The following is an 11,019-nucleotide window of genomic DNA, read 5'->3' on the forward strand; positions in this document are numbered from 1 at the left end:
CGAGCCTACGACCGCCCGGGCCCGCGGCCCACGCCGCGCACGGCGTGGGTCGCGGGCCCGGGCGGGAGGCGGCCGGCGCGCTCAGAGCCGGCGGGTCGCCAGCGTGAGCCGGTCCCGCGCGTCGAACAGCGCGTCCTTGATCATCTGCTCGTGGGCGGGGGTCAGCCGGGCCACCGGGACCGAGCAGCTGATGGCGTCCCGGGCCGGTGTGCGGTACGGGATGGCCACGCCGAAGCAGCGCAGGCCCAGGGTGTTCTCCTCGCGGTCGACCGCGAAGCCCTGCTCCCGGACCTGGTGCAGCTCCTCGATGAGCTTCTCCCGGTCGGTGATGGTGTGCTCGGTGAGCGCGGGCAGCGTCTCCGGCAGCAGCGTGCGCACCTGCTCGTCGGTGCAGGTGGCGAGGATCGCCTTGCCGAGGGAGGTGGAGTGGGCCGGGAGCCGGCGGCCGACGCGCGTGAACGGCCGCAGATAGTGCTGGGACTGGCGGGTGGCCAGATAGACCACGTTGGTGCCGTCGAGCCGGGCCAGGTGGATGGTCTCCGTGGTGTCGTCGGAGAGCCGGTCCAGCGTCGGGCGGGCGGCGGCCACGACCTCGTCGCCGTCGATGTACGACGTGCCGACCAGCAGCGCCCGCACCCCGATGCCGTACCGCGTGCCGGTCGCGTCCGTCTCCACCCAGCCCAGCTCCACGAGCGTGCGCAGCAGCATGTACAGGCTGGACTTGGGATATCCCACGGCTTCCTGGACGGCCGCGAGGGAGTGCATCCCGGGCCGGCCGGCGAAGTATTCGAGCAGTTCAACGGTCCGTACCGCGGACTTGACCTGCGCCCCGCCCCCTGTGTCGCCTGCCGTCATCGCCCTTGACCCCTTCGTTCGACGAGGACCTGAGTTATATAGTCTCCGAGCAGCGTATTCATCATCAGAGACAGTGTTCAGTATATCGAACGCGGCTGATGGGTGACCTGGATAGTCCTCGATAGTGCGGCCTTAACTGGGAGGGACCCGCGGTGGCAGCAGCACCAGTCTGGAGTGTCGACCCGCGCACCGGGAAGCAGCGTGAACAGGTTGCGGTGGAGGCCACAGCCCAGGAGGTGGACGCGGCCGTCCGGGCGGCCCACGCCGCGCGCGGCGCCCTCGCCGACCGCGCGGTCCGCGCCGCCTTCCTGCGCTCGGCCGCCGCGGGCCTGGAGGCGGCCCGGGACGGTCTGGTCGAGACCGCCGACGCGGAGACCGCGCTCGGCCCGGCCCGGCTGACCGGAGAACTCGCGCGCACCGCCTACCAGTTGCGCGCCTTCGCCGGCATCGTCGACGAGGGCGCCTTCCTGGACGTCATCATCAACCACCCCGACGACACCGCCACCCCGCCCGTCCCGGACCTGCGCCGCTACAAGGTGCCGCTCGGTGTCGTCGCCGTCTACTCCGCCTCCAACTTCCCCTTCGCCTTCTCCGTCGCCGGCGGCGACACCGCCAGCGCGCTGGCCGCGGGCTGCCCGGTCGTCGTCAAGGCCCACCCCGACCACCCGGCCCTGTCCGAGCTGGTCGCCAAGGTGCTGCGGCGGGCCGCCGCCGAGCACGGCATCCCCGAGGGTGTCGTCGGCCTGGTGCACGGATTCGAGGCGGGCGTCGAACTGATCGGCCACCCGCTGGTCACCGCCGCGGGCTTCACCGGTTCGGTACGGGGCGGACGGGCGCTCTTCGACGCCGCCGCCGCGCGTCCGGTGCCGATCCCGTTCCACGGCGAGCTGGGCTCGCTGAACCCGGTCCTGGTGACCGAGGCCGCCGCGGCCGAGCGGGCCGAGGAGATCGGCGGCGGGCTGGCCGGCTCGATGACCCTCGGCGTCGGCCAGTTCTGCGTCAAGCCGGGCCTGGTGCTGGTCCCGTCCGGCGCGGCCGGCGACCAGCTGGTGAAGTCCCTGACCGACGCCGTCGCCGACACCGACGCCGGGGTGCTGCTCGACCACCGCATGCGGGACAACTTCATCGCCGGCGTGGCCGAGCGCGCGCAACTGCCGGACGTGGACTCGCCGGTCACCCCGGGCGCGGGCGGCGCGCACGCGGTCAGCGCCGGGTTCCTGACGGTGCCGGCGGAGAAGCTGGCCGCGCCGGGGGAGTACGACCTGCTCCTGGAGGAGTGCTTCGGGCCGGTGACCGTGGTGGTCCGCTACACGGACGAGGGCGAGGCCAAGGCCGTGCTGTCACGGCTCCCGGGCAACCTCACGGCGACCGTCCAGCTCTCCTCGGAGGAGGCCGCCGGCCAGGGCCGGGGCCCGGAACTGCTCGCCGAACTGACCCCGCTGGCCGGCCGGGTCCTGGTCAACGGCTGGCCCACGGGGGTCGCCGTGGCGCCGGCCCAGCACCACGGGGGGCCGTATCCGGCGACCACCTCCACCTCCACCTCCGTGGGCGGTACGGCGATCGAGCGGTGGCTGCGGCCGGTCGTCTACCAGAACGCGCCGCAGGCTCTGCTGCCGGCCGAGCTCAGGGACGACAACCCGCTGGGGCTTCCCCGGCGGTTCAACGGGGCCCTGGAGCGGTAGCGCCGCCGGGGCGCGGAGTTCTCGGACCGCCGGTGTCCCCGCGGCCGGCCGCGTTCCCGCGGCGCGGCCGGCCGCGCCGCGCGTCCCCTCAGGAACGCGCGGGGCCCTCTGCCGGGCCGCCCCGCAGGCGCCGGCTCAGGAGGAAGGTGAGGGCGAGCAGGGCCGCGGCGCCGGCCAGGCTCGTGCGCAGCCCGGCCGCGAAGTCCCCGTTCACCAGCGTGCCGAACACCGCGATGCCGAGTCCGCCGGCCACCTGCCGCGCCGCGTTGAGCACCCCGGCCGCCAGGCCCGCCCGCTCGGCCGGCACGGACTCCATCATCACGGCCGTCAGCGGCGGCACGGTCAGCGCGCAGCCGAGGGCCAGCGGGACGAGCAGGACGGCCACCACGGCGGTGGGGGTGCCGGCGCCGACGGACAGCAGACTCAGCAGGCCGGCCGCGGCCAGGGCCTGGCCGGTGAGCATCGGCAGCCGCGGGCCGTAGCGGCCGGCCAGCTTTCCGGACACCACGTTGGTCACGGCGATCAGCCCGGACATGGGGAGGAACAGCAACCCCGTGTACAGCGCCGAACGGCCCTGCACCTGCTGGAAGAAGAGGGAGAAGACGAACACCCCGCCGTAGAAGGCCACGCTGCACGCCGCCCCGGCCGCCACGGCCACCTGCACCGTCCGGTCCCGGAACAGTCCCGGCGGCACGACGGGATGCGGCTGCCGGCGCTCGATCCGCAGGAACAGGGCGCCGGCCGCCACCGCCACGGCGAGGGCCGCGGCGCCGGTCGTGCCGCCCTCGATGACCGCGAAGGTCAGGGCCGTCAGCGCGACCACGGCCGTCAGCTGGCCCGGCAGGTCGAGTGGCGCCGGCCGGCGCTCCGAGCGCGGGGTGCGCAGCAGCAGGACGAGGGTGAGGGCGCCCAGCGGCAGGTTGATGAAGAAGATCCCCCGCCAGTCCCAGGCCGTGGTGAGCGCGCCGCCCGCCACGGGACCCAGTGCCACCGCGACCGAGCCCCCGGCCGCCCACAGCGCCACGGCCTTCGCCCGCCGGGCGGGGTCGGCGTACGCCTGCCGTACCAGGGACAGCGAGGCGGGCAGCACCACCGCCGCCGCGACGCCCTGCACCACCCGGGCCCCGATCAGCGCCGGCAGGGTCGGCGCCAGGCCGCAGGCCACCGAGGCCAGGGTGAACACGGTGATGCCGACGGCGTACGCCCGGCTCGCCCCGGCCCGGTCCGAGAAGGCGCCCGTGGAGAGCATCAGGGCGGCGAAGGCCAGGGTGTAGGCGTCCACCACCCACTGGAGCCCGGACATCCCGCCGCCGAGGGCGGAGCCGATCGCGGGGAGGGCCACGTTCACCACGGAGGCGTCGAGGGTGATCAGCGCGAAGCCGAGGAGTGCGGCGAACAGGGTGGGCGCGGTGCTGGTCGGCAACCGCTCTTCCTGTGCGGTGGGTTGAGGGGAGCGGACGGTCTGCGGTGGGGTCATGCCCCTCATGCTGCTGATCCCTCGGCGCCTACAGTAGTGACCTGAATGCCATGCATCCGGAGGTTCTGGCCATGCTGCGTGTCGCGGTCGTCGCGTCCCCGCCCGTGTCGATGTTCAACCTCGCCATCCCCGAGCTGCTCTTCGACAAGGTGCGGGTCGACGGGCGTCCCGGCTACGAGGTGGTGATCTGTGCGCCCGACCCCGGCCCCGTGCCCACCACCGGCACGCTGGAACTGCGTGTGCCGTGCGGTCTGGAGGCGCTGCGGGAGGCGGACACGGTGATCGTCGCGGGCACCGGCGAACCCTTCTCCCCGGACCCCCGGGTGCTGGAGGCGCTGCGCGAGGCCGCCGGGACGGGGGTGCGCATCGCCTCCATCTGCTCCGGCGCCTTCTCGCTCGCCGAGGCCGGCCTGCTCAAGGGCCGCACGGCCACCACCTACTGGGCGCACGCCGAGGAGATGCGCCGCCGCCACCCCGACGTCGACGTGCGGGGCGATGTCCTCTACGCCCAGGACGGGCAGTTCCTGACCTCCTCGGGCTACGCGGCCGGGATCGACCTGTGTCTGCACATCATCCGCACCGACTACGGCGCCGCCGTCGCCAACGAGGTCGCCCGGCTCGCCCTGGTCGCCCCGGTCCGGCCCGGCGGGCAGACCCAGTTCACCCAGACCCCGCTGCCGCCCGAGCGCGGCTCCGCCTGCGCCGACACCCGCGGCTGGGCCATGCGCAACCTGGACAAGCCGCTCACCCTGACCGACCTGGCCCGGCACGCGGGGGTCTCCGTGCGCACCCTCACCCGGCGGTTCCACGCCGAGAGCGGGGTCAGCCCGCTGCAGTGGCTGCTGCACCAGCGCATCGAGCGCGCCAAGGAACTGCTGGAGACCACCCGGATCCCCATGGACCAGGTGGCCGCCGCCTGCGGCCTCGGCACCGCCGACTCGCTCCGCGCCCACCTGGTCCGCCGCACCGGCCTCACCCCGAGCGCCTATCGCGCCCAGTTCAGCAGGCACGGAACCGGCCCCGCTCCCGTCACGTCCTCCGTGGCATGATCAGTGACCGCGCGTCCGGCGCCCTCGTGATCCGCACCGCCCTGCCCGCCGAGGCCGAGATCATCGCCGACCTCCACTTCCGGGCCCGCTCCACGTACTACCCGGACGGCGTCCCGCGGGCCGACGTCGACTGGACGGAATCCTGGCGGGGATCCATCGAGCGTCCCGACGCCCGTGTGCTGTGCGCCGTCGAGCACGGCCGGATCGTCGGCATCGCCTCCTTCCGGACCCCGGACGGCGCACCCGCCGACACGGTCAAGCTGTTCCAGTTCCACGTCGACCCCGGTCACTGGCGCTCCGGCATCGGTACGGCCCTGCACGGGGCCTGCGTGGCGGAGTGGCGGGCCGGCCGCCGGCGCACGGCCGTGCTCGACGTGCACGTGGACAACCTGCGCGCCCAGGCCTTCTACGCCCGCCAGGGCTGGGTCCCGGACCCCGAGAACCCGCCCGCCGAGGGCGATCACCACCTCTTCCTGCGCTTCTCCGTGCCGTCGGGGGAATGAAACGACCTGCTTGAACGTTCATGTACCGGCTCGGGGAGACACCCCGTGCCCGTACGACCTGGAGAGAGCCGAAGACATGCGCGTCGAGATCTGGAGCGACATCGCCTGCCCCTGGTGCTACGTGGGCAAGGCCCGCTTCGAGAAGGCGCTGGCTGCCTTCCCGCACCGCGAGGACGTCGAGGTGGTGCACCGCTCCTTCGAACTGGACCCGGACCGTGCCCGGGGCGATGTGCAGCCGGTGATCACCATGCTGACCAGGAAGTACGGCATGAGCGAGGCACAGGCACAGGCCGGTGAGGACAACCTGGGCGCCCAGGCCGCCGCCGAGGGCCTGGACTACCGCACCCGAGGCCGCGACCACGGCAACACCTTCGACATGCACCGCCTGCTGCACCTCGCCAAGGAGCAGGGCCGGCAGGACCAGCTGATCCAGCTCTTCTACCGGGCCAACTTCGCCGAGGAGCGGTCCGTCTTCACCGAGGGCGACGCACGCCTGGTGGAGCTGGCCGTCGAGGCCGGCCTGGACGCCGGGGCCGCCCGCCGGGTGCTCGCCGACCCGGACGCCTACGCCGACGCGGTCCGCGCCGACGAGCGCGAGGCCGCCGAGCTCGGCGCGAACGGCGTGCCGTTCTTCGTCCTCGACCGGAAGTACGGCGTCTCCGGCGCCCAGCCCGCCGAGGTCTTCACCCAGGCGCTGACCCAGGCGTGGGGCGGGCGTTCCCCGCTGACGCTGGTCGACCAGGGGGACGCCGCGGCCTGCGGCCCGGACGGGTGCGCGGTCCCGCAGCAGGGCTGAAGCCGCAGGTCGGCGCGGTCGTATAAGCGTTCCTAAGACGCGTCACGTAGAAATTCGCCATGGACGGGTGATCCTCGGGCCCGCAGAGTGGACCCATGGAGACCACGGAGACGTTCGACAGCCTCGTCCGCGCCGAGTTCAGTCCGCAGACCAGCTACCTCAACACCGCGAGCAGCGGCCTGCTGCCGGCCCGCACCGTCGCCGCCCTCCAGGAGGCGGCGCTGCTGCGGGCCGCGGGCCGGCCGCTGACCCCGCTGTACGACGACGTGGAGAGCTGCCGGGCCGCGTTCGCCCGGCTCGCCGGCGTCCCCGCCACCCGGGTGGCGGCCGGCGCCTCGGTGGCCGCGCACACCGGGGTGATCGCGGCCTCGCTGCCCGCGGGCGCCGAAGTCCTCGCCGCGGAGGACGACTTCACCTCCGTGCTCAACCCGTTCCATGTGCGCGGCGACCTCAAGGTCCGCACGGTACCGCTGGAGCGGATCGCCGAGTCGGTCCGGCCGGGCACCGCGCTCGTCGCGGTCAGCGCGGCCCAGTCCGCCGACGGCCGGATCGCCGACCTGCCCGCCCTGCGCGAGGCCGCCCGCGCGCACGGCGCCCGTACCTACGTCGACTTCTCCCAGGCCGCCGGCTGGCTGCCGATCGAGGCGGACGCCTACGACTTCACCGCCTCCGTCTCCTTCAAGTGGCTGCTGGGCCCGCACGGCGCGGCCTTCCTCACCGTCCCCGAGGACTTCGGCGGACTGACCCCGGTGCTCGCGGGCTGGGTCGCGGCCGAGCAGCCGTGGGACAGCTGCTACGGCCCGGTGGCCGAACTCGCCCACTCCGCACGGCGGTTCGACATCACCCACGCCCTGTTCACGTTCGCGGGCCTGCGCCGCTCCCTCGAACTCGTCGAGGAACTCGGCACGGCGGCGATCCATGCCCACGACCTCGCCCTCGCCGACCGGTTCCGCGCGGGCCTCGCCGACCTCGGCCACGAGCCGGTGCCCGCCCCCGGCTCGGCGATCGTCTCCGTCCCCGGACTCGGCTCCAGGCAGCCCCGGTTGAGCGAGGCGGGCATCGAGGTCTCCGACCGGGCGGGCCATCTGCGCGCGGCCTTCCACCTCTACAACACGGCCGCGGACGTGGACCGGCTGCTGAACGCGCTGTCCGGCTGACCCGGTCAGGTCGTCCGCGCGGCCTGACCGCACAGATTGGCCTCGATCCGGCCGAGCAGCGTCAGGAGCTGTTCCCGCTCGGCCGGGGCGAGGCCCGCCAGGGTCTCGTCCTCCAGCGCGCTCCACCGCCGCGCCACCTCGTCGAGCAGCCGCGCGCCGGAGTCCGTCGCCTCGACCAGCACCGCGCGCCGGTCCGCCGGGTCCGGCAGCCGCCGCACGTGCCCGGCCTGCTCCAGCCGCTGGAGCATCTTGGTCACCGTGGACGGGTCCAGGCCGAGGAGCCGGATCAGGTCCGACTGCCGGGCCGGCCCGCTCTCCCACAGGAACATCATGACCAGTTCCTGGCCCGGGTAGAGCCCCAGCTCACGCAGCAGTGCGGCGGCGGCCGTGCGGTGCAGCCGGGCCACCCGGCTCAGCGCGTGGCTGACCGGCCCGCCCTGGGCGGCGGCGGGCAGCGCGCAGCGGTGTCCGGCCGCCGCTGACGGCTCCTCGGTGGCGTCCATGACCGGCTCCCGCGCCCTTCGTCGTCCCGCTCGTACCTCCCCGAAGCGTACTCACCGAGATTTACTTGGCCGACCAAGGAATGAGTTAGGGTGAGTCCCGGTTGTATTACTTGGCCGACCAATCAATTGCTTCCCGGAGGGTCCCGTGACCACCGCCTTCGACACCGTCGACCTCGCCGGACTGCGGCTCACCAACCGCATCGCCATGGCACCGATGACCCGCAGCCGAGCCGCCGCCGGCGGCCTGCCCACCGGCCTCACCGCCGAGTACTACGCCCAGCGCGCCTCCGCCGGCCTGATCGTCACCGAGGGGATCCAGCCCTCGGCCGTCGGCCAGGGCTACCCCGACACCCCCGGCCTGCACACCGACGAGCAGGCCGCCGCCTGGCGGACCGTGACCGACGCCGTACACGCCGCCGGCGGCCGGATCTTCGCCCAGCTCATGCACACCGGCCGGATCGGGCACCCCGATCTGCTGCCCGACGGGCTGGTCAACGTGGCACCCTCGGCGGTGGCGGCCCAGGGCCAGGTCTACACCCATCAGGGCCCCAAGGACTTCGTCACGCCCCGCGAGCTGACCGACGGCGAGATCCGCGCCACGATCGCCGACTTCGCGGCGGCGGCCCGGCGCGCCGTCGAGGCCGGCTTCGACGGGGTGGAACTGCACGGCGCCAACGGCTACCTGATCCACCAGTTCCTGGCGCCGGGCAGCAACCGGCGCGGCGACGAGTGGGGCGGCTCCGAGGCCGGCCGCATCCGCTTCGCCGTGGCGGCCGTCCGGGCCGTCGCCGAGGCGATCGGAGCCGAGCGCACCGCCCTGCGGCTCTCGCCGGGCAACCCCTTCAACGACATCGAGGAGCCCGAGCCGGAGCCGGTCTACACCGCCCTGGTCGACGCGGTGGAGCCGCTGGGCCTCGCCTACCTGCACATCATGGAGAACGCCGGCTTCCGCGCCCTGACCCCGGTGCTGCGCAAGCGCTTCAGCGGGGCCCTCGTCCTCAACCCGGCGACCGAGGGCGCCACCGGGCCGGAGGCGCTCGCCCTCGTCGAGGACGGCGCGGCCGACCTGATCGCCTTCGGCCGGCTGTTCCTGGCCAACCCGGACCTGCCCGCCCGGCTGCGGTCCGGTGGACCGTTCAACACGGCGGACCCGGCGACGTTCTACGGCGGGGGAGCCGCCGGGTACACGGACTACCCGGCGCTGTGACCCGCACCAGGGGCCTCCGGCCGAAGCGCGGAGGCCCCTGGATCGGTGCGGGTCAGCGCACGGGCGTGAAGTCCTGCGCGCCGATGAAGTCCGGCCGGCGCACCGGGGCCGCGAACGGTTCCACCGCCGTGTTCTCCACGCTGTTGAACACGATGAACACGTTGCTGCGCGGGAACGGCGTGATGTTGTCGCCGGAGCCGTGCATGCAGTTGCAGTCGAACCAGGTCGCCGAGCCGGCCTTGCCGGTGAACAGCCGGATGCCGTACTCGCTCGCCAGCGTGGTCAGCGCCTCGTCCGACGGGGTGCCCGCGTCCTGCATCTGCAGGGACTTCTTGTAGTTGTCCTTCGGCGTCTCGCCGGCGCAGCCCAGGAACGTCCGGTGCGAGCCCGGCATGATCATCAGGCCGCCGTTGGTGTCGTGGTTCTCGGTCAGCGCGATCGAGACGGACACCGTGCGCATGTTCGGCAGACCGTCCTCGGCGTGCCAGGTCTCGAAGTCCGAGTGCCAGTAGAAGCCGCTCGCGCCGAAGCCCGGCTTGACGTTGATCCGGGACTGGTGGACGTACACGTCCGAGCCGAGGATCTGCCGGGCCCGGCCGACCACCCGCGGGTCGCGCACCAGGTTCGCGAAGACCTCGCTGATCCGGTGCACCTCGAAGACCGAGCGGATCTCCTTCGACTTCGGCTCGACGATGGAACGCTCGTCGGCGCGGATCGCCGGGTCGGAGACCAGCCGGTCCAGCTCACGCCGGTAGACCTCGACCTCGTCCGGCCCGATCAGCTGGTCGACGGCGAGGAACCCGTCCCGCTCGTACGACTGCAGGTCGGCCGTCGTGATGGGGCCGGGCGTGTCCGGGGAGCCCCAGAGGACGGGGTCCTGTCGGGGAACGGTCACCTCGGCGGTGCCGCGGGTGGGATAGAGATCGGTGACGGTGGTGACGGTCATGGGTTCTCACACCTCCTCGGGCTCGGTGAGCAGCGGGTAGACGCCGTTCTCGTCGTGGTCCTCCCGTCCGGTGACCGGCGGGTTGAACACGCAGATGCAGTGGAAGTCCTCCTTGACGCGCAGCGTGTGCCGCTCGTGCCCGTTCAGGAGGTACATGGTGCCGGGCGTGATCGTGTACGTCTTCCCGGTCTCGTGGTCGGTGAGTTCGGCCTCGCCGCGGGTGCAGACGACGGCCTCGATGTGGTTGGCGTACCACATCGACGTCTCGGTGCCGGCGTACAGGATGGTCTCGTGCACGGAGAAGCCGACCCGCTCCTTGGCGAGGACGATCCGCTTGCTCTCCCAGGTGCCGGACTTCGCCTTGACGTGCCGGTCGGTGCCTTCGATGTCCTTGAACGATCGGACGATCACGGTGTGGTGCTTCCTCCTCGGTGGATGGTGTCAGGCGGTCTCGCGGACGGCGCGGGCGAGGATGCTGAGGCCCTCGTCCAGCTCGTCGGGGGTGATGGTGAGGGCGGGCAGCAACTTGACGACCTCGCCCTCCGGCCCGGACGTCTCGATGAGCAGCCCCAGTTCGAAGGCGCGCCGCGCGACCCGCGAGGCCCGGTCCTTCCCGTGGAACTCCAGGCCCCAGACGAGCCCGCGTCCGCGGTACTCCCGGACGTCGGCGAGGTTCTCCTCGGTGATGGAGATCAGTGCCTGCTCGACCTGCTCGCCCCGGGTCCGGGTCTGCTTCTCCATGGCCGAGCCGTCGGTCCAGTAGGTCTCCAGGGCGGCGGTGGCGGTGACGAAGGCGGGGTTGTTGCCGCGGAAGGTGCCGTTGTGCTCGCCCGGCTCCCACACG

The 11,019-nt window shown here is 73.2% G+C and carries 12 protein-coding genes; 6 read left to right on the forward strand and 6 right to left on the reverse strand.

Features of this window, described 5'->3' with window-relative positions:
- Nucleotides 1–81: 81 nt before the first annotated feature.
- A complete protein-coding gene (locus tag ACZ7KF_RS31900) occupies nt 82–855 on the reverse strand; it encodes an IclR family transcriptional regulator (RefSeq protein WP_471082758.1) in 774 nt (257 codons plus the stop codon).
- Nucleotides 856–1,007: 152 nt separating this feature from the next.
- On the opposite strand from ACZ7KF_RS31900, the gene ACZ7KF_RS31905 reads away from it, so the two are divergent.
- Nucleotides 1,008–2,537: an aldehyde dehydrogenase (NADP(+)) gene (locus ACZ7KF_RS31905; RefSeq protein WP_471082761.1), complete on the forward strand. Its 1,530-nt coding sequence runs from the start codon at nt 1,008–1,010 to the stop codon at nt 2,535–2,537.
- 88 nt (nt 2,538–2,625) lie between these two features.
- Here ACZ7KF_RS31905 and ACZ7KF_RS31910 read toward each other — a convergent pair whose 3' ends face one another.
- Nucleotides 2,626–4,014, reverse strand: coding sequence for an MFS transporter (locus ACZ7KF_RS31910; protein WP_471082765.1), 1,389 nt, complete (start codon nt 4,012–4,014; stop codon nt 2,626–2,628).
- Nucleotides 4,015–4,064: 50 nt separating this feature from the next.
- Here ACZ7KF_RS31910 and ACZ7KF_RS31915 point away from each other — a divergent pair, with 50 nt between their 5' ends.
- From ACZ7KF_RS31915 to ACZ7KF_RS31930, 4 genes are all read left to right on the forward strand, one after another.
- Nucleotides 4,065–5,063: a GlxA family transcriptional regulator gene (locus tag ACZ7KF_RS31915; protein ID WP_471082768.1), complete on the forward strand. Its 999-nt coding sequence runs from the start codon at nt 4,065–4,067 to the stop codon at nt 5,061–5,063.
- Nucleotides 5,060–5,566 carry a GNAT family N-acetyltransferase gene (locus ACZ7KF_RS31920; RefSeq protein ID WP_471082771.1) on the forward strand — a complete coding sequence of 169 codons (507 nt, stop codon included), beginning with the start codon at nt 5,060–5,062 and terminating at the stop codon, nt 5,564–5,566. Before ACZ7KF_RS31915 ends, ACZ7KF_RS31920 begins: the two co-directional genes overlap by 4 nt.
- A 76-nt stretch (nt 5,567–5,642) precedes the next feature.
- A complete protein-coding gene (locus tag ACZ7KF_RS31925; protein WP_471082774.1) occupies nt 5,643–6,362 on the forward strand; it encodes a DsbA family oxidoreductase in 720 nt (239 codons plus the stop codon).
- Nucleotides 6,363–6,457: 95 nt separating this feature from the next.
- On the forward strand, nt 6,458–7,519 hold the full coding sequence (locus ACZ7KF_RS31930; RefSeq protein ID WP_471082777.1) for an aminotransferase class V-fold PLP-dependent enzyme: 1,062 nt from the start codon (nt 6,458–6,460) through the stop codon (nt 7,517–7,519).
- A 5-nt stretch (nt 7,520–7,524) separates the two neighbouring features.
- Here ACZ7KF_RS31930 and ACZ7KF_RS31935 read toward each other — a convergent pair whose 3' ends face one another.
- Nucleotides 7,525–8,022 (reverse strand): MarR family winged helix-turn-helix transcriptional regulator, encoded by a 498-nt coding sequence (locus tag ACZ7KF_RS31935; protein ID WP_471082780.1) that lies wholly within the window; start codon nt 8,020–8,022, stop codon nt 7,525–7,527.
- 145 nt (nt 8,023–8,167) lie between these two features.
- On the opposite strand from ACZ7KF_RS31935, the gene ACZ7KF_RS31940 reads away from it, so the two are divergent.
- Complete coding sequence (locus ACZ7KF_RS31940; protein WP_471082782.1) at nt 8,168–9,229, forward strand: alkene reductase; 1,062 nt, start codon at nt 8,168–8,170, stop codon at nt 9,227–9,229.
- A gap of 52 nt (nt 9,230–9,281) precedes the next feature.
- Here ACZ7KF_RS31940 and thpD read toward each other — a convergent pair whose 3' ends face one another.
- From thpD to ACZ7KF_RS31955, 3 genes are all read right to left on the reverse strand, one after another.
- Nucleotides 9,282–10,175, reverse strand: coding sequence for an ectoine hydroxylase (thpD, locus tag ACZ7KF_RS31945; RefSeq protein WP_471082785.1), 894 nt, complete (start codon nt 10,173–10,175; stop codon nt 9,282–9,284).
- A 6-nt stretch (nt 10,176–10,181) separates the two neighbouring features.
- Nucleotides 10,182–10,586, reverse strand: a complete 405-nt coding sequence (locus ACZ7KF_RS31950) for an ectoine synthase (protein ID WP_471082788.1) — start codon at nt 10,584–10,586, stop codon at nt 10,182–10,184.
- 30 nt (nt 10,587–10,616) lie between these two features.
- The coding region (locus ACZ7KF_RS31955) for an aminotransferase class III-fold pyridoxal phosphate-dependent enzyme (protein ID WP_471082791.1) at nt 10,617–11,019 on the reverse strand (403 nt) is incomplete at its 5' end.

It is taken from the genome of Streptomyces sp. NPDC038200, from assembly GCF_055600785.1.

Bases quoted from the DNA above. Each gene is read 5' to 3' on its own strand.
- ACZ7KF_RS31900 (WP_471082758.1), bottom strand. From the start codon at position 855: ATGACGGCAGGCGACACAGGGGGCGGGGCGCAGGTCAAGTCCGCGGTA.
- ACZ7KF_RS31910 (WP_471082765.1), bottom strand. From the start codon at position 4,014: ATGACCCCACCGCAGACCGTCCGCTCCCCTCAACCCACCGCACAGGAA.
- ACZ7KF_RS31915 (WP_471082768.1), top strand. From the start codon at position 4,065: ATGCATCCGGAGGTTCTGGCCATGCTGCGTGTCGCGGTCGTCGCGTCC.
- ACZ7KF_RS31920 (WP_471082771.1), top strand. From the start codon at position 5,060: ATGATCAGTGACCGCGCGTCCGGCGCCCTCGTGATCCGCACCGCCCTG.
- ACZ7KF_RS31925 (WP_471082774.1), top strand. From the start codon at position 5,643: ATGCGCGTCGAGATCTGGAGCGACATCGCCTGCCCCTGGTGCTACGTG.
- ACZ7KF_RS31930 (WP_471082777.1), top strand. From the start codon at position 6,458: ATGGAGACCACGGAGACGTTCGACAGCCTCGTCCGCGCCGAGTTCAGT.
- ACZ7KF_RS31935 (WP_471082780.1), bottom strand. From the start codon at position 8,022: ATGGACGCCACCGAGGAGCCGTCAGCGGCGGCCGGACACCGCTGCGCG.
- thpD (WP_471082785.1), bottom strand. From the start codon at position 10,175: ATGACCGTCACCACCGTCACCGATCTCTATCCCACCCGCGGCACCGCC.